The organism is Microbacterium aurantiacum (assembly GCF_002872075.1).
In the GTDB taxonomy this organism is placed as follows: domain Bacteria; phylum Actinomycetota; class Actinomycetes; order Actinomycetales; family Microbacteriaceae; genus Microbacterium; species Microbacterium aurantiacum_A.
In genome coordinates this window covers 213,638-231,115 of sequence record NZ_PGGU01000025.1, presented here as the reverse complement: position 1 = coordinate 231,115, position 17,478 = coordinate 213,638, and the positions used below count along the sequence as shown (strand labels likewise).

The following is a 17,478-nucleotide window of genomic DNA, read 5'->3' as shown; positions in this document are numbered from 1 at the left end:
ACGTAGGCCACGAAGGGCACGAGCCCCAGCCATGCCCACGATGGCACCCGGCGCCGGGCCTTCGCGTTCTGCGAAGACCCGGCGCCGGTCGCGGGGGCGGATGCCGTGACATCCGCCCCCATTGCTGCGATGGCGGTCACTGGACCGCCGCTGCCCACTTCTCGCCGAGCAGCGTGCCGGCGTTGGTGCTCTGCTCCTCGGTGGGGACGACCGTCTCGGCCGGAACCTGGGGAAGTGCGGCGGCGAGGTCGGCGTCGATCGTTCCGGCCTCGGTCATGGCCTCCATCCGGGCCGGACGCGCGCCGCCCTTGAGCCAGAGGTTCTGCACGTCGTCGCTGTAGAGGAACTCCTGCCACAGGCGCGCGGCGGCCGGGTTCGGCGCATCCTTGTTGATCGCCTGGTTGTAGTAGCCCGCGTAGCCCGTGCCCTCGAGGACGACGACCTTCCAGTTCTTGTTCCCGTCGTCACCGGCGGCGTGCGCGGCGTTCAGGTAGTCCCAGTCGAAGACCACCGGGGTCTCGCCGCTGGCGACGGTCGCGGTCGTCACGTCGACCTTGAGCAGGTTGCCGGCCTTCTGCATCTCGGAGAAGAAGTCGATACCCGGCTGGAAGTCGTCGAGCGTGCCGTCGGACTGGATCGTCGCAAGGCCGACCGCGGCGAATGCAGCGCCTGCCTGCGTCGGGTCGCCGTTGATCGCGACAGCGCCCTTGTAGTCCGCGCCGAGCAGGTCGTCGAGCGTCTTGGGAGCCTCGAACTTCGAGGAGTCGTAGCCGATCGACATGTACCCGCCGTAGTCGCCGACGAAGAGGCCCGTCGACTCCTTCAGGGCATCCGGGATGTCGTCCCAGGTCTGCACCTTGTAGGGCGCGAAGACATCGGTGTTCTGGAGCGCGACCGCGAGGCCGAGGTCGAAGACGTCAGGGGCGGTGTCGAGGCCCTCGTTGGTCTCGGCGGCCTGGATCTCCTCGGCGCTGGACACATCGGGAGACGCTTCGTTGATCGTGATCTCCGGGTACTTCTCGGCGAACAGGTCGAGGATCTCGCCGTAGTTCGCCCAGTCGCGGGGGAGGGCGATGACGTTCAGCTGGCCTTCGGCCTTGGCTGCGGCTTCGAGGTCGGCGAAGGTCCCGAAGTCGGCGACCGTGGTCGCTGTCGCGGCATCGACGGCGCTGTCGCCTTCGGCCGGAGCGGCGGATGCGCCGGCGCACGACGTCAGAGCGAGCGCCGCGGTGGCGGCCAGAGCGATGCCGGCGACGACGCGCGTGCGGCGGGGGAAACGTGCCATGGGTGTTCCTCTCGGTGTCCGGCTGCGGGTGAAGCCGGGTGCGAGAGCACGCTACGGGGCGGGGGTTACCCGGTCAGGCGGCGCGGGTGAACGGCAGATGTCCGGGTCGTGGCGGGACGGATGCGGCGTCAGCCGCGCGGCACGGCGTACTTGAAGCCGCGGTGGGAACCGACGTAGCCGAGACGCTCGTAGAAGCGGTGCGCGTCGGTTCGCGTGGCGTCCGAGGTGAGCTGCACGATCGCCGCGCCGGTCGCCGGTGCCGCGATGTCGGACACCCAGCGCATCACCGCTGAGCCGATTCCCGACGAGCGCAGATCGCTGCGCACCCGCACGGCTTCGACGAGCAGACGTCGTGAGCCGCGACGGGACATGCCGGGGATCGAGGTCAGCTGCAGAGTGCCGACGACCGATCCGTCGAGCTCGACGACGAGGAGGTCGTTCGACGGGTCGGCGAGGATTTCCACCAGCGCTGCGGCGTAGGTCGGGCGGTCCGCCTCGGACGCCAGGTCGCCCCGCGCGGCGCTGATCGGATCATCGGAGAGCAACCGGATCACCGCATCCGCATCTCCGGGCACGGCGCGACGCAGGGTGGCGCGTCCTGCCCGGGACTCGAAGGGATGCGGAAGGGGGAGCGCGTCGAGCATGGTGCCAGTCTGGCATCCTGATCTGATGGACATCGGTGAGCTGCTCGGGCTCGAGCAACTCACATGGGGGACGCTGATCCTCGTCATCGTGGCGGCGTTCGCCGCCGGATGGATCGACGCCGTGGTCGGCGGCGGCGGACTTCTGCAGCTGCCGGCGCTGCTGCTCGTCCCCGGGATGTCGCCGCTCCAGGCGCTCGCGACGAACAAGCTCGCGTCGGTCTTCGGAACGGCCACGAGCAGCGTCACCTACTACCGGCGTGCGAAACCCGACATCCGCACCGCTCTGCCGATGGCGGCGATCGCGCTCGCCGGATCCTTCGGCGGTGCGGCGGTGGCGACGGTGCTGCCGTCTGCGGCGTTCAAGCCGATCATCGTGATCGCCCTGCTGGCGGTGGCGATCTTCACCGCCTTCAAGCCGCAGCTCGGGGCAGCGACGCAGTTGCGGTTCCACGGGCACAAGCACCACATCATGGCCGGAGCGGCCGGACTCGGCATCGGCTTCTACGACGGCATGATCGGACCGGGCACCGGCACGTTCCTCGTGATCACCCTGGTCGGGCTGCTCGGCTACGACTTCCTGCAGGCGAGCGCCAAGGCCAAGATCGTCAACTTCGCCACCAATGCGGGTGCGCTGATCCTGTTCATCCCGCACGGGGCGGTGCTGTGGCTGCTCGGCGGCATCCTCGCAGTTGCCAACGTCGCCGGAAGCTATCTGGGCTCGCGCATGGCGCTCTCCCGCGGCACGGCTTTCATCCGCGTCGTGTTTCTGATCGTCGTCGTCGCGCTCATCGGCAAGCTCGGCGTGGACGTCTGGAACGAGAACATCGCGCCTGCGCTCGCTGCGCTCTGACGCGTTTCGCGCGGCCCTGCGCGCTTCGCTCGGCCGGAATCCGCGAAACCGGCCGAGGGAAGCGCACTTGGCCGAGGCTGGCGCACGTCGGATGTGCCCGAAAGACCCCTGCACGCGAAGAGACCCCGTGCCGCAGCGGCACGGGGTCTCGGCGACCGAGGCTCAGGCCTCGTCGTCCTCCGGCTCGAAGTCGACGCCGGCCTCGGCGCGCTGCTCCGGGGTGATCGGAGCAGGTGCCGCGGTGAGCGGGTCGTACCCGTTGCCGGACTTCGGGAAGGCGATGACGTCGCGGATCGAGTCGGTCTTCGACAGGTGCTGCAGCACGCGGTCCATGCCGAGCGCGATGCCGCCGTGCGGCGGGGCGCCGAACTTGAACGCGTCGAGCAGGAATCCGAACTGCTCCTGCGCGATCTCGTCGCTGATGCCCATGACCTCGAACACGCGCTTCTGCACGTCTTCGCGGTGGATGCGGATCGAGCCGCCTCCGAGCTCGGAGCCGTTGCAGACGATGTCGTACGCATAGGCGAGAGCCGAGCCGGGGTCGGTGTCGAACGTGTCGGCGAACTCCGGCTTCGGGCCGGTGAAGGCGTGGTGCACGGCGGTCCAGGCCCCGGCGCCGACAGCGACGTCGCCGGATGCCACGGCATCCGCCGCCGACTCAAACATCGGAGCGTCGACGACCCAGGTGAACGCGAAGACATCGGGGTCCAGCAGGCCGAGGCGGCGGCCGATCTCGACGCGAGCAGCACCGAGGAGCGCACGGCTGTCCTTCGCCGAACCGGCGGCGAAGAACACGCAGTCGCCCGGGGTGGCGCCGACCAGCGATGCCAGGCCCGCCTGCTCGGCCTCGGACAGGTTCTTGGCGGCGGGGCCGCCGAGAGAGCCGTCTTCGTTGAACAGAACGTAGGCGAGGCCGCGGGCGCCGCGCTGCTTCGCCCAGTCCTGCCAGGCGTCCAGCGTCTTGCGGGGCTGCGAAGCGCCGCCGGGCATGACGACGGCGCCGACGTACTCGGCCTGGAAGACGCGGAACGGCGTTTCCTTGAAGTACTCCGTCGCCTCGACGAGTTCGAGGCCGAAGCGCAGGTCGGGCTTGTCCGAGCCGTACTTCGCCATCGCATCGGCGTACGTCATCCGCGGCAGCGGCACCGCCACCTCGACGCCGATGGTCGCCCACATCGCCTGGACGAGGGACTCCATCAGCGTGATGACGTCTTCCTGGTCGACGAAGCTCATCTCGATGTCGAGCTGCGTGAACTCGGGCTGACGGTCGGCGCGGAAGTCCTCGTCGCGGTAGCAGCGGGCGATCTGGAAGTACTTCTCCACGCCGCCGACCATGAGCAGCTGCTTGAACAGCTGCGGCGACTGCGGCAGGGCGTACCAGCTACCAGGGTGCAGGCGCGCGGGCACGACGAAGTCGCGAGCGCCCTCCGGAGTCGAACGGGTCAGAGTCGGCGTCTCGACCTCGGTGAAGTCCTCGGCGTGCAGCACGTCGCGGATCGCCTTGTAGACGTTGGAGCGCAGGCGCAGAGCGGATGCCGTCGCCGGCCGGCGCAGGTCGAGGTAGCGGTACTTGAGGCGCGCCTCTTCGCCGACCGTCTCGGTCTCGGCGAGAGCCGTCGACACCTGGAACGGGAGCGGAGCGGACTCGTTCAGCACCTCGACGGTCGCCGCGATGACCTCGATCTCGCCGGTCGGCAGGTTCGGGTTCGCGTTGCCGGCCGGGCGCTGCGACACCTCGCCGGTGACCTTGAGCACGAACTCGTTGCGCAGGGGGTGGGCGATCTCCTCGTCGCGGATGACGACCTGGGCGATGCCCGACGCGTCTCGCAGATCGATGAAGGCGACTCCTCCGTGATCACGCCGACGATCGACCCAGCCCGTAAGGGTGACGGTCTGACCGATGTGCTCGGCTCTCAGTGAGCCGGCCGTGTGGGTGCGAAGCACGGAAGTTTCCTCCTGATCTGGGAAATGGCGAACCTGCCCATCCTATCGGGGGGCGCCGTATCGCTAGACTCACGCCGAATGCCTTCATGGGGGAGGCGACTGCGCCGGTGACGGCGATACGGAGGAGCGCAATATGGATTCGAACCTGATCAACGAACAGCTGTTCTCGACGAGCAACGTGTGGCTCGGCGTCATCGGCTACATCCTTTACGCGATCACGCTGTGGAAGGTCTTCGCGAAGGCGGGCTATCCCGGCATTCTCGCGCTGATCCCGATCGTCAACTGGGTCGTCCTGGTGAAGATCGCCGGTATGTCGGGCTGGGCGGCGCTGCTGTACCTGATCCCGATCGTCAACATCGTCTTCGCGATCGTCGTCGCCTTCAAGGAGGGCAAGAACTTCGGCAAGAGCGGCGTCTTCTCCTTCTTCCTGCTGTGGCTGTTCCCCTTCATCGGCCACCTGATCATCGGCTTCGGCTCGGCCGAATACCGCAAGGTCTGATGACGGCAGAGCGCCTGCACCTCGTCCGTCACGGCGAGGTGCACAATCCGCACCGTGTGCTCTACGGGCGGCTTCCGGACTATCACCTGAGTGAGTCCGGCCGGCGCATGGCGAGGGCGGCGGCGGATCATGTCGCCGCCCTCGACCGGCCGGTCACCGAGCTGTACAGCTCGCCTCTGGAGCGTGCGCAGGAATCGGCCGAACCGTTCGCCGAGCGGTTCGAGCTCGTGCCGGAGATCGACATCCGCGTGATCGAGCCGACGAACGTCTTCGAGGGCACGCAGATGCGCCGTTCGCTGTTGAACCCGTTGAACTGGTGGCACCTGCGCCGGCCGTCGCTGCCGAGCTGGGGCGAACCGTACAGCTCGGTGGCGGAGCGGATGCTCGGCATCATGGACGAGGCGTGGGACGCCGCAGGCGGCGGCGATGTCGTGATGGTGTCGCACCAGGCTCCGATCTGGATCACCCATCTCCGGGTGGCCGGTCTGCCGCTGCGCCACGATCCTCGTACTCGGCGCTGCGCGCTGTCGAGCGTGACCTCGTTCGAACGCAAGGGCGATGTGTGGCGAGAGGTCGCGTACGCCGAGCCCGCCGCGACTGAGAACGCGGTCGACGTCGGCGCTGTCTGAGCGACGTGCGCTTCTTGGTTGAGGCGACATGTTCCACGTGAGACATCGTTTCCGGCATGAGGCGTCACGTCGTACGTGACGTCTCATGCCGGAAAGTGCGTCTCGCGGCCGGACGTGACGTCAGTGCTCGGTCGCCATCAGCGACTGGATGACGCCGATGGCGGCCAGCTGACCGGCGGCCGAGGCCATCACGACCGACGCCATCAGCCCCGGTAGGGCAGCGCGGTGCGCGAGGTCGCCCGCGGCGGAGACACCGGGCATCGAGGTGCGACCGAAGTCGTCGATCTCGATCGCGCCGGAGGGCAGCATCCGCAGTCCGAGATGTTCGGCGAAGGGAGCCCGCTGCCGAACGGAGCCCGCGGCGACGAACACTCCGGCGACCGTGACCTCGTCGGAGCCGGCGGTGATCCGCACGCCGCCTTCGACGGAGGCGACCGCCTCGACGGGTGCGTCACTGACCCGGGCGCCGAGGGCATTGAGCGCCCGCTGCTCGTCATCGGAGTGCGCCTCGCCGACCGGGAAGACGGTGATCTCGCCGACGAATCGCCCCAGCAGCCCGATGAGGTGCTCGGAGCGGGGCGCCGGCCCGAGGATGGCGATGGCCTTGCCGGCGTGCTCGTGCCCGTCGCAGAACGGGCAGCTGAACGCCGTCCGTCCCCACAGCGCGTCCAGTCCGGGAACGTCCGGGAGGTCGTCGGCGACGCCGGTGGCGAGGATGACCCGTCGTGCGCCGACCGTCGAGCCGTCGTCGAGCGTGAGTTCGAACCCGTCGTCTTCCGTTCCGCCGATGCTCTCGACGCCGATGTCGCGGACGTCGACGTCGGCATAGGCCGCGAGCTGCGCCCGCGCCGTCGCCCGGAACTCGGCCGGGGCGGTGCCGTCGTTCGCGATCACATTGTGCATGTGCAGGACGGTGCCGTTGCGGTACTCGCCCGAGTCGAGCAGCAGAGTGGAGCGGTGCATCCGCCCCAGGGTCAAAGCCGCCTGCAGCCCTGCGGGGCCGGCTCCGATCACGATCGCGTCGTACATGGGAGGGTCCTTCCTGTCGTCGATCTTGTGTTCTGTTGTTGCGTTCGGAGCCAGTCTGTGACTTCATGTCAACATGAAGTCAAACGCCGAACATCCATGGTCTGTGGGAGATGTCGCAGCCCGGTTCGACCTGCCGACCAACGTGCTCAGGCACTGGGAGTCCGTCGGCCTGCTCCGGCCGGAACGCGACTCCGCGGGACGCCGGCGATTCGGCGAGGACGACGTCGTCCGCATCGCGGTGATCCAGCGCAGCAAGGCGGCGGGGATGAGCCTGGAGCAGATCGGCGTGCTACTCGACGACGGCAGTGCCGGCCGGCATCAGGTACTGCAGGAGCACCTCGATGACCTCGACCGGCGGATGGAAGAGATGCGGCGCTCGCGGGAGATGACAGAGCATGCGATGCGGTGCCGATCGCACGACATCGCAACGTGCCCGCGGTTCCGAGCCGGGGTCGCCGACGTCCTCGCGCGATTCTGAGGCCTCGCCATCCTCCGGTGGCCGAGCTGCATGCGCGAGAAGTGGGCCTTGACCTTCGGGCCGCACGAAGGTGCACGCTGGAGATGTGGACAACGAGAATCGATTGACTGTGGGCCAGTTCGCACGGCTGGCGGGTGTCAGTGTGCACGCATTGCGTCACTACGACGCCATCGGGCTCTTGCCTCCCGCCGAGATCGATGTTCACAACGGCTATCGGCGATACGTGCGGGAGCAGCTCCCGACGGCCGTACTCATCCGGGATCTTCGGTGGCTCGATCTGCCGTTGGACCACGTGCGGACGGTCATCGCCGATCCGCACTCCCAGAAGTCCAGTGATCTGCTCGCCGAGCACGCAGCACGCCTGACTCGACGGCGGGATCACCTGGATCGACAGATCGCTCACAGCGAGGAACACGTAGCAGAGGGAGTCATCATGCATGCAGTCGTCAACACCACCGTTCCGGTCCAGATCAAAGTCGGAGTCGAAGACCCGGCGCTGGCGCGGAAGTTCTACGCCGATGCGTTCGGCCTCGCCGAAAGCGTCATCCGTCACACCGATGACGCCGATTTCGGCGGCTATCAGTTCGGAAGCTACGGTCAGCCCGGCTTCTTCCTGCTCGTGTTCTCGGGTCCGGAGGATTTCGACCGGCCGGGCCGCACGACCTTCGGACTCACGGTCGCGGACCTGGATGCCGCCCACCGGCGCGCGTTGTCGGCGGGTGCCGGGGAAGCTGTGGCGAGCACCGATCACCAAGGAATGCCGCGCTCGAGTGCTGTCACCGATCCGGATGGCAACTGGATCTGGCTGTACCAGGGCTGAGAGCGAAGCAGTTTGGTCGGCGCCTGCGCCCGGCTGGCCCATAGGAATCCGGACGTAAACTGGGAATCGTGCCACTCGCCTCGACGGTCGACCCGAATCGCAGCGGCCGCCGCTCCCGTGATCGACGTTCCCGTCGTGCGATCGGAGCCGCGCTCGCCGCGGTGCTCGCCATCGGTCTGAGCGCCTGCGCTCCCGACCCGGTCAGCGAGTCTTTCCTCAGCGGTGAGAACACCGGGTACGTCGCGGCCGACGGCGCCATCGTCGAGATCCCCGAGGCCGAGCGCGGCGAGCCCGTCGTCTTCGGTGGCGTCACTGAGACGGGCGAGAGCTTCGACAGCGCCGACCTCGAGGGCCAGGTCACCGTGGTGAACTTCTGGTACGCGGGATGCGCGCCGTGCCGCGTCGAGGCCGCCGCCCTCGAATCGGTCTGGCAGGAGTACGAAGGCGACGGCGTCTCCTTCGTCGGCATCAACACCCGCGATCAGGCCGACACGGCCAAGGCCTTCGCCGACGAGTACGCGATCACCTACCCGAGCCTGATCGACGTCGACACCGCCGAGGCCAAGTTCGCCTTCGCGCAGGCCGTCCCGATCCAGGCGACGCCGACCACACTCGTGCTCGACAAGCAGGGCCGCGTCGCCGCCCGCATCATCGGCCCGATCGACGGCACCTCGATCCTCTCCACGCTCGTCAAGGACGCACTCGCGGAGACGTCGTGACCGCGGTGGGAGCGTCGTGAACACCGACGCCATCATCGGATCCGGTGCATTGTGGGCCGCGATCCCGATCGCGATGCTCGCGGGGCTCGTCTCCTTCCTCTCTCCCTGCGTGCTGCCTCTCGTTCCCGGCTACCTCGGCTTCATCGGCGGCGCGGTCGCGCCGCGGTCGTCGTCGACGGATACTGCGACGACGGAGCGCGGACGGCTCGTGTTCGGCGTGCTGCTGTTCATCTTCGGCTTCACGGTGGTCTTCGTCGCGTGGACCGTGCTGGGCGGAGCCACCGGGCTCTTCTTCGCGCAGTGGGGCGAGCTGATCACCCGTGTGCTGGGCGGCGTCATCATCCTGATGGGCCTTGTCTTCCTCGGCCTGTTCGGCTTCGCGCAGCGGGAGTTCCGCTTCCACGTCGACTCCAAGGCCGGCATCATCGGCGCGCCGCTCCTCGGCATCGCCCTCGGCATCGGCTGGGCGCCGTGCATGGGACCGACGCTCACCACGATCGTGTCGCTCTCCTGGAACGTCGGCGACCCCTGGCGTGCGTCGTTCCTCGGCATCGCGTACTCGCTCGGCCTCGGCATCCCCTTCCTGCTCGTCGCTCTCGGTTTCGGCTGGGCGACCAGGGCGGTCGGATTCCTGCGCCGCCACATCCGCGTGGTGAACATCATCGGCGGCATCCTGCTCATCGTGCTCGGCGTCCTGATGGTGACCGGGCTCTGGACCGACATCATGTCGCGATTGACGGCGGTGATCAGCAGTGTCAACCTCCCGCTCTGAATCGAAGCGTCAGGATGCCGTGAACAGCGACGCCAGCGATCCGCTCCGCCCCTCCGACCACGTCGACGGCGACGACTCGATCACGCAGCCGCGCCTCGGTCTGGTCGGATGGCTGCGCTGGGGCTGGCGTCAGCTCACCTCGATGCGCACGGCACTCGTGCTGCTGCTGGTGCTCGCCATCGCCGCGATCCCCGGGTCGATCTTCCCTCAGCGGATGGCCGACCCCAACGGCGTCACGCAGTGGGAGCGCAACAACCCCGACCTGTTCCCGGTGCTCGACGCCCTGAAGCTGTTCGACGTGTACCTGTCGCCGTGGTTCTCGGCGATCTACCTGCTCCTGTTCACCTCGCTCGTCGGCTGCGTCATCCCGCGCATCAAGCACCACGCGAAGGCGCTCCGGGCTCGTCCGCCGCGCACGCCGGCCCGCCTCCAGCGCCTCGAGGACTTCCGTTCGGTGCAGCGCGACGCACCGGATGCGGATGCCGCGGCATCCGCATCCATCGACATCGCGACGAAGCAGTTGAAGGCCCTCGGCTACCGGGTCGAACGCTACGACGGGGGCCGCTCCTTCTCGGTGTCGGCCGAGCGCGGGTACTGGCGCGAGACCGGCAACCTGCTGTTCCACCTCGCGCTCGTCGGCGTGCTGATCACCGTCGGGATCGGCGGCGGGTTCGCGTACACCGGGCAGCGGGTGCTCGTCGAGGGCGAGACCTTCGCCAACACCCTCGTCGACTACGACTCCATGAACCGCGGCCGCTTCGTCTCCGACGACGCGCTCACCCCGTACGCGATGCAACTCGACTCGTTCGACGTCACATACCAGCCGTTCGGCGAGCCGGGCTCCGGCCAGGCAGGCGACTTCTCCGCGAACGTCACCGTGCAGGACGCGGCCGGATCGAAGACCGATGGAGCGGTGCGCGTGAACCACCCGCTCGGAGTCGCCGGCGATCAGATCTACCTGCTCGGCAACGGCTACGCGCCGACGATCACGGTGCGCAACGCCGATGGCGACATCGTCTACCGCAACAGCGTGCCGTTCCTCCCGCAGGACAACAACATGACCTCTCTCGGCGTCGTCAAGGTCACCGACGGCATGCCGGAGCAGCTCGGGCTGATCGGCTTCTTCTATCCCACGGCCGCGTCCGGTCAGAAGGGCGCCATCGCCTCCGGCTACGGCGACCTGATCAACCCGCTGCTCACACTCGACGTGTACTCCGGCGACCTCGGCATCAACGACGGCATCCCGAAGTCGGTGTACGTGCTCGACACGACCGGGATGACGAAGCTCGCAGGACGCACGACCGATGTGGAATCCATCGAACTCAGCCCCGGCGAGACCGGCGACCTGCCGAACGGCCTCGGCACCGTGACCTTCGAGGACGAGTCGCCGGAGGGCGCAACCGATGCGTCGCAGTCGGTCAAGCGCTTCGCCTCGCTGCAGATCCACCACGACGCCTCTGCCGTGTGGGTGCTCGTCTTCGCGCTGCTCGCCCTCGGCGGGCTGATGCTCGCGCTGTTCGTTCCGCGTCGCCGGGTCTGGGTGAAGGCGTCAGGCGGAGACGGCGTCGTGTCGCTGGAGTACGCGGGTCTCGCCCGCGGGGAGGACCCGACTCTCGCCGCTGCCGTCGACGACCTCGTGGCCGGTCATGGACGTCTGATGGATGCGGCGGGCGGATCGACGTCCGTGGCTGCCGAGCCTGCCGTCGAGGCAACAGACCCTGACCGGACCGAGCCGCCGGCAACCGAAACACCGAAAGTAGACTGACACCATGCTCGAGCTCAACGTGCTCTCGCCGATCCTGCTGTGGACCGCGATCGCGATCTACGCGGCGGCCTTCGTGGCCTACGCCTTCGATCTGGCGCGGCGTTCGCAGGTGACCGCCGATGCGAAGAGCGAAGCGGAGCTCGTGGGCGTGGGCGCGCGCGGCAATGCCTATGCCGCCGATGTCCCCGCCCCTGTGCCCGCGCAGAGCTTCATGATGGCGCGGATCGGCACCTCGCTCACCGTCCTCGGCTTCCTCTTCCATCTGGCGGCGACGGTCACCCGCGGCATCGCCGCGGGGCGCGTGCCGTGGGCGAACCTGTACGAGTTCGCGATGATCGGCACGCTGCTCGTCGTCGCCGTCTTCCTCGCCGTGCTGACGCGGATCGATCTGCGCTTCCTCGGCACGTTCATCATCGGCCTGGTGCTGGTGCTGCTCGGTGGCGCCGCGACGAGCTTCTACGTGGCCGTCGTGCCGCTGATGGACCCGCTCAAGAGCATCTGGCTGATCATCCACGTCTTCGTGGCGTCCCTCGGCACGGCCTTCTTCGCGTTGGCCTTCTCGCTCTCCGTGATCCAGCTCATGCAGGCCCGACGCGAGCGCCTGGTCGCCGAGAACGCCGCCAAGACCGGTCCCGGCTTCCTGCGCACCCTCCCGGGCTCCGACCGCCTGGAGAGCCTCGCGTACCGCTTCACCATCGTGGGGTTCATCCTGTGGACCTTCACTCTGATCGCGGGCGCGATCTGGGCGCAGGACGCATGGGGCCGCTACTGGGGCTTCGACGTCAAGGAGACCTGGACGTTCGTGATCTGGGTCATCTACGCCGGCTACATCCACGCGCGGGCGACCCGCGGCTGGCGCGGAAGCCGCTCGGCCTGGCTCGCGATCGTCGGATTCTCCGCCGTGATCTTCAACTTCACGATCGTGAACGTCTTCTTCAAGGGCCTGCACGCGTACTCCGGCCTCAGCTGAGTCGGCACTGTCGGTCGGGACGTCGTCGAGCGGATGCCGACCTCAGCCCAGCGGAATGACCTCGGCGTGCTCGACGCGGTGCGGCGGATGGCTGCATCGGGCGCAGAAAGCGCGCCTCCCGTGAGAAGGGGAGGCGCGCTTTTCGGTCGAGCGGGCGGTCAGACTCCGGCGAGCACTGCCTTCGCCGAGGTCGTGCGGCGCAGGGCGACGGCGATCGTCGTCGCGGCGATCGACAGGACCGCCCAGACCACCAGCGCGGCTACCGCACTGCCGTTCGAGGCGATGAGGCCGGCGAACGCCGGGGCCGTGGGAAGCGCCCTGCCGATCCCGGCGAGCCAGTCCGGCACCGTCGAGATGAGCCCGGTGGCCACGGCGAGGACGCCGATGAGCGCACTGACCCAGCGTCCGACGCCGCCGAAAAGCGCGACGAGCGCCTGATTCACCGCGGCGAACGCGATGCCGGCGAGCACAGCCGTTCCGGCGAAGGCCCACCACTCCGCGGCGCCGTATGCGGCGACGATCTGCACGATGAGCGAAACCAGCAGGCCCTGCGCTGCACCGATCAGCGCCGCCGGAGCGAACGCACGGAGTGTGAGGGCGGCCGAGGAACGCCGGGACGTGAGCGTCCGCTCGGTGTGGGCGCGCATGACGATGAACGACGCGAGCCCGCCGAACCAGAGCACGACGGCCGCCAGCAATGGGATCGCTGTCGGGCCGAACAGGGCGTTCATCGACGAGTTCGCGGACACGGGGTCGGCGACGACGGAGGCCAGCGAGGTCGCCTCGTCATCGCTGAACGAGGGCAGCGAATCCGACGCGGTCCGCAGACCACCGGCGAGGTCGCCGGTGCCCGTGGCGAGAGTGCCGAGACCGGTGGCGAGTTCCGTCGCCCCGGTCGCGAGTTCGGTGGCGCCGCCGGCCAGTTCTCCGGCTCCGCTCGAGAGGGCCCGGGCTCCGGATGCCGACTGGTCCACGCCGCCGGCGAGCTGGGAGAGGCCATCGGCCAGCGCCGTGGCGCCGGCGCCGGCTTCGCGGAACTGTGCGGCGAACTGTGCTGTCGCCGCCTGGTCGAACGCACCGAGCCCGCCCGAGGTGCCCGCGGCTGCCTTCGAAGCGTCCGAAGCGGGCGCGACGAGCGCGGCAGCTGTCCCCGCCGCCTTCTCAAGCTGGGCACAGAGCTCGGGAGTCGTGGCTGGAACGCATTGCTTGACGAGATCGGCCAGCTGCACGGAAAGGCCGGACACTCCCGACGACACTCCAGCGGTCAGCTGCGCCGTTCCATCGGCGCCCGCGTACAACTCGGCAGGCACGAGGCCGGTCTGCTCCAGCGCTCCCGCCCCCGCGGTCAGTCCGGACCCGAGAGCTCCCGCCCCCGCCGCGACATCCCGCGTCTTGCCGGCGATCGTGTCGAGTCCGCCGCCCAGCTCGGCGGCGCCGCTCCCGAGCTGCGAAGCGCCAGAAGCCAGCTGGGTCGCGCCGTCGGGGATCGCCGCGGCGCCGGTCGCGGCATCCCGCGCTCCGTTCGCGAGTTCGAGGGCCCCGGACGCGGCTTCGCCGATCTGGTCGCCGATCGTCGTGAATCCGACGAGCACGTTCTCCATCGTCGCCTCGCTGAGCATGGTGCCCATCGTCGATGCGGCCACCGAGGCGATCTGCCCGGTGATGAGATCATCGGCGACGAGTCCGTCCTCGGGCGTGGTCACGGTGATGGTGGCCTGCTCCGCCTTGTCCGCCGCCGAGCCGCCGCCGTCGGCGATCGCCTGGCCCGAGGAGGTGGCCGCGGCCGAGAACTTCTCCGGGATCGTGATGACCGCCTGGTACGAGCCATCCGCGAGCCCTGCAGCCGCGTCGTCTTCGTTGGAGATCACCCAGGTCAGGTTGGAGTCGAGCTCGTCCGAACCCTCGACGAGGCCGGAGGCGAGCTGACGGCCGAGGGGGGCGAGCTGACCGTCGACCTTCACGGGCTCATCGAGGTTCACGATGGCAGCGGTCATCGAGTCCAGGCGCTCGGTCGGATTCTGGAGGGCTGCGACCAGGATGCCGCCGACGGCTGCGGGCAGCAGCAGAACGCCGAGGATCGTGAGCCATGTGATCGGCTTGCGGGAGCGTGCGCGCTCGATGGGGAGGGTCATGCGTTCACCTCGGTCGATTCGATGGTCTCGTCAGCGACGATGCGCTGGTCGGTGTCGGCGCGGCTCCGAGACCCCTCGTTGCCGTCGAGACCCCCAGTTGGTGGCGTCGGTACCCGGGGGTCTCGTCCAGAACCGGGGGTCTCGGCAGAGAAGATAGCGGCCGAGCCGCGGCCGGCATCCGCGAGCAGCGACCGTGCGGCATCGGCATCCATCGCGGTGACGAACACGGCGACATCGGCTCCGGCATCCCGCAACCGCGCCGTGAGCTGATCGCGCGCAGCACCGGAGAGCCGGTCGATGCCATCGATCACGACGAGGCTCGACCCACCGCGAAGCGCCTCGTCGAGGTCGCGGACCGCGGCATCAGGATCGTCGATGAGCACGCAGCCGACGTGGGCGCGCACCCAGGCGGCACGCCCCGGAAGCAGGTGCCCCGCAGTGCGCAGTCGCCCGTCGTCGGGAGTGATGCGGCCGGCGACCGCGAGGGCGAGCGCACGCATGGCACCTCGTGACGCACCGGTGATCACGAGGGAGCCGCCGGGAGCGACACGGAACGACACGTCCTCGATCCCCGCGACCACGAGTGCATCGGCGGCGACCACCGAGTCGTCACCCGGCCACGCCGCGAGGTGGCGCTCGCGCTCGACGGCTTCCCCCTCGATGTCGACGCTCGGCAGGAACCTCTCCAGCCAGGCCGGGATCTGCCACGCGCGCTCTCCGAGGATGGCCATCAGCGCCGGGACGAGCGTCATCCGCACGAGGAAGGCATCGATGGCGATACCGGCGGCGAGGCCCAGCGCGATGGGCTTGAGCGAGGAGTCGCCCTCGGGCACGAACGCCACGAACACGGCGAACATGATCAGGCCGGCAGCGGTCACGACCTTCGCCGAGCCGGTGAAGCCGGAGCGGACCGCGCGCAGCGCCGCTTCCCTCCGCGTCGCCGGGTCCTTGGCGAGGGGGTCGTGCACGTAGTCCTCTCGCATCCGCGACACGAGGAACACCTGGTAATCCATCGCAAGCCCGAACAGCACGCCCATCAGCACGATCGGCATGAAGCTGATGATCGGACCGGTCTTCGCGACGTGCAGGGCATCGGCGAACCAGCCCCACTCGAAGACGGCGGCGACGACGCCGAAGGCAGCGACGATCGACAGCAGGTAGCCGAACGCTGCGGTGAGCGGCACCCAGAGCGAGCGGAAGACGATCGTGAGCAGGATCAGCGAGAGCCCGATCACGAAGATCCCGAAGGGCAGGAGTGCGGCGCCGAGCTGGTCGGAGATGTCGATCCCGACGGCGGTGAAGCCGGTGACCTTCAGGTCGATCCCGAACTCGTCGAGCCACTCGTCGTGGTGGGAGCGCAGCTCGCGCACCAGGTCGGCGGTCGCGGGGTCATCGGGCGCCGTCTCCGGGATGACCTGCACGATTCCCGTGTCGGCGGTCTCGTTCGGGGTGGACAGCGCCACCTCTTTGACGCCGTCGACCTTCGCCACTGTGTCACCGAGGTCCTCCATGAGGGCGAGCGGATCGGTCGAGGTGACGATGGTGCCGGTGAGGATGAGCGGGCCGTTGAAGCCGGGGCCAAAATGCTCGCCGACCAGGTCGTAGCTCTGCCGGGCCTCGGAGTCCTTGGGGAGGACACCCGCGTTCGGCAGCGCGAGATTCAGGCTGAGTGCGGGGACGGCCACGACGCCGAGGCCGATGATCACGGCGAGGGATGCCAGCACCGGTCGTCGCGTCACGGTGCCGACCCAGCGTGCGCTGAACCCGGGACGCGGCGCGGATGCGGGTGCGCCCTTCTTCGGCATCCGCACCTTCTTCGCGCGCCCGACGACCCTGCCCTTCATGAAGCCGAGGAGGGCGGGAGTGAGGGTCACCGCGATCGCGACGGCGATCGCGACGGCGACGGATGCCGCGACGCCCATCGTCGTCAGGAACGGGATGCCGGCGAAGCCGAGGCCGATCAGCGCGATGAGCACTGTTATCCCCGCGAACACGACGGCAGAGCCGGCGGTGCCGACCGCGCGCGCCGCGGACTCCTCCGGATCCACCCCGTCGCGGACCTGATCCTGGTGGCGCGCCATGATGAACAGCGCGTAATCGATGCCGACGGCGAGTCCCAGCATCAGCGCCAGCAGCGGGGTGGTCGACGAGACCGTCGCGAAGGCGGTGGCGGCGAAGATCCCCGCCATCGAGATGCCGACGCCGAGGATCGCGGTGAGGAGGGGGAGGCCTGCGACCACGAACGACCGGAACGTCACGATGAGCACCAGGAGCGCGATCAGAAGACCGACGGCCTCGGTGATGGTGATCGTGGGCATCGACAGTGCGAACAGGTCGCCGCCGAGTTGGGTCTGCGATCCGTCCGGAAGCTCACTCGCCAGTTCGTCGACGGCGGCGGTCAGAGCGTCCTTCGTCTCCGGGGAGACGTCGCTGGCCTCGCCGTCGAACTGCAGACGCACGATCGCCGCGGTCTCGTCGTCGTTGACCATGCCGGAGACCATCTCGTCATAGGGAGAGGTGACCGCGAGGATGCTGTCGTCGAGGTCGGAGAGTTCATCGACGGCATCCTCGATGTGCTCGCGATAGGCGTCATCCGTGACGTGATCGCCGTCGGCCGCGACGACGATGAACTGCGCGTTCGTCCCGCTCACCTGGGGGAACGAGCGCGAGAGCTGCTCGAGGCCCGCCTGCGACTCGGTCCCGGGGATCGAGAAGCTGTTATCGGTGCCGGCGCCCAGCACGAGCGCGCCGGCGCCGGCGAGACCGAGCGCGAGCAGCCAGGAGACGAGAACGCGCCATGGATGCCGGTACGACCAGCGTCCGAGCGAGGACAGGAGAGTGGACACGCGGTTCCTCCGTCGAGCCGATTCGGATACACAGATGTATCCGATACATAGATGTATCGTAAGGTCATCGGCGCGCGGAAGTCTGTGCGCCCGGTG

15 protein-coding genes are annotated in these 17,478 nt (G+C 68.7%); 9 read left to right on the top strand and 6 right to left on the bottom strand.

What is annotated here, in order from left to right:
* Positions 1 to 136 precede the first annotated feature (136 nt).
* Together CUR96_RS16790 and CUR96_RS16785 are read right to left on the bottom strand one after the other, a co-directional pair.
* Positions 137 to 1,285 (bottom strand): ABC transporter substrate-binding protein, encoded by a 1,149-nt coding sequence (locus CUR96_RS16790; protein WP_102194464.1) that lies wholly within the window; start codon positions 1,283 to 1,285, stop codon positions 137 to 139.
* A gap of 128 nt (positions 1,286 to 1,413) precedes the next feature.
* The gene (locus CUR96_RS16785; RefSeq protein WP_102194463.1) at positions 1,414 to 1,929 is read right to left on the bottom strand and encodes a GNAT family N-acetyltransferase; all 516 of its coding nucleotides are present in this window, start codon (positions 1,927 to 1,929) and stop codon (positions 1,414 to 1,416) included.
* A gap of 25 nt (positions 1,930 to 1,954) precedes the next feature.
* Between CUR96_RS16785 and CUR96_RS16780 the strand changes: the two genes are divergently transcribed.
* On the top strand, positions 1,955 to 2,779 hold the full coding sequence (locus CUR96_RS16780; protein ID WP_102194491.1) for a sulfite exporter TauE/SafE family protein: 825 nt from the start codon (positions 1,955 to 1,957) through the stop codon (positions 2,777 to 2,779).
* A 162-nt stretch (positions 2,780 to 2,941) separates the two neighbouring features.
* On the opposite strand, the gene aspS is transcribed toward CUR96_RS16780, so the two are convergent.
* Positions 2,942 to 4,723 (bottom strand): aspartate--tRNA ligase, encoded by a 1,782-nt coding sequence (gene aspS, locus CUR96_RS16775; RefSeq protein ID WP_102194462.1) that lies wholly within the window; start codon positions 4,721 to 4,723, stop codon positions 2,942 to 2,944.
* Between the two features lie 133 nt (positions 4,724 to 4,856).
* On the opposite strand from aspS, the gene CUR96_RS16770 reads away from it, so the two are divergent.
* Together CUR96_RS16770 and CUR96_RS16765 are read left to right on the top strand one after the other, a co-directional pair.
* Positions 4,857 to 5,222 carry a DUF5684 domain-containing protein gene (locus CUR96_RS16770; protein ID WP_102194461.1) on the top strand — a complete coding sequence of 122 codons (366 nt, stop codon included), beginning with the start codon at positions 4,857 to 4,859 and terminating at the stop codon, positions 5,220 to 5,222.
* A complete protein-coding gene (locus CUR96_RS16765; protein WP_102194460.1) occupies positions 5,222 to 5,851 on the top strand; it encodes a histidine phosphatase family protein in 630 nt (209 codons plus the stop codon). Before CUR96_RS16770 ends, CUR96_RS16765 begins: the two co-directional genes overlap by 1 nt.
* 120 nt (positions 5,852 to 5,971) lie before the next feature.
* Here the strand turns inward: CUR96_RS16765 and CUR96_RS16760 are convergent, their stop codons facing one another.
* Positions 5,972 to 6,880: an NAD(P)/FAD-dependent oxidoreductase gene (locus CUR96_RS16760; protein ID WP_102194459.1), complete on the bottom strand. Its 909-nt coding sequence runs from the start codon at positions 6,878 to 6,880 to the stop codon at positions 5,972 to 5,974.
* 103 nt (positions 6,881 to 6,983) lie between these two features.
* Here CUR96_RS16760 and CUR96_RS16755 point away from each other — a divergent pair, with 103 nt between their 5' ends.
* The 6 genes from CUR96_RS16755 (at position 6,984) to ccsB (ending at position 12,404) form a co-directional block, all read left to right on the top strand.
* Positions 6,984 to 7,358, top strand: coding sequence for a MerR family transcriptional regulator (locus tag CUR96_RS16755; protein ID WP_348639587.1), 375 nt, complete (start codon positions 6,984 to 6,986; stop codon positions 7,356 to 7,358).
* An 85-nt stretch (positions 7,359 to 7,443) separates the two neighbouring features.
* The gene (locus tag CUR96_RS16750; protein ID WP_180969086.1) at positions 7,444 to 8,178 is read left to right on the top strand and encodes a MerR family transcriptional regulator; all 735 of its coding nucleotides are present in this window, start codon (positions 7,444 to 7,446) and stop codon (positions 8,176 to 8,178) included.
* 68 nt (positions 8,179 to 8,246) lie between these two features.
* Positions 8,247 to 8,897 (top strand): TlpA family protein disulfide reductase, encoded by a 651-nt coding sequence (locus CUR96_RS16745; RefSeq protein ID WP_102194456.1) that lies wholly within the window; start codon positions 8,247 to 8,249, stop codon positions 8,895 to 8,897.
* A gap of 16 nt (positions 8,898 to 8,913) precedes the next feature.
* Complete coding sequence (locus CUR96_RS16740) at positions 8,914 to 9,669, top strand: cytochrome c biogenesis CcdA family protein (RefSeq protein WP_180969085.1); 756 nt, start codon at positions 8,914 to 8,916, stop codon at positions 9,667 to 9,669.
* A gap of 19 nt (positions 9,670 to 9,688) precedes the next feature.
* On the top strand, positions 9,689 to 11,434 hold the full coding sequence (gene resB, locus CUR96_RS16735) for a cytochrome c biogenesis protein ResB (RefSeq protein WP_102194455.1): 1,746 nt from the start codon (positions 9,689 to 9,691) through the stop codon (positions 11,432 to 11,434).
* Positions 11,435 to 11,438: 4 nt separating this feature from the next.
* Positions 11,439 to 12,404 (top strand): c-type cytochrome biogenesis protein CcsB, encoded by a 966-nt coding sequence (gene ccsB, locus CUR96_RS16730; protein ID WP_102194454.1) that lies wholly within the window; start codon positions 11,439 to 11,441, stop codon positions 12,402 to 12,404.
* 158 nt (positions 12,405 to 12,562) lie between these two features.
* Here the strand turns inward: ccsB and CUR96_RS16725 are convergent, their stop codons facing one another.
* A complete protein-coding gene (locus CUR96_RS16725; protein WP_102194453.1) occupies positions 12,563 to 14,536 on the bottom strand; it encodes a YhgE/Pip domain-containing protein in 1,974 nt (657 codons plus the stop codon).
* Complete coding sequence (locus CUR96_RS16720) at positions 14,533 to 17,382, bottom strand: MMPL family transporter (RefSeq protein WP_102194452.1); 2,850 nt, start codon at positions 17,380 to 17,382, stop codon at positions 14,533 to 14,535. Before CUR96_RS16720 ends, CUR96_RS16725 begins: the two co-directional genes overlap by 4 nt.
* Positions 17,383 to 17,478 lie beyond the last annotated feature (96 nt).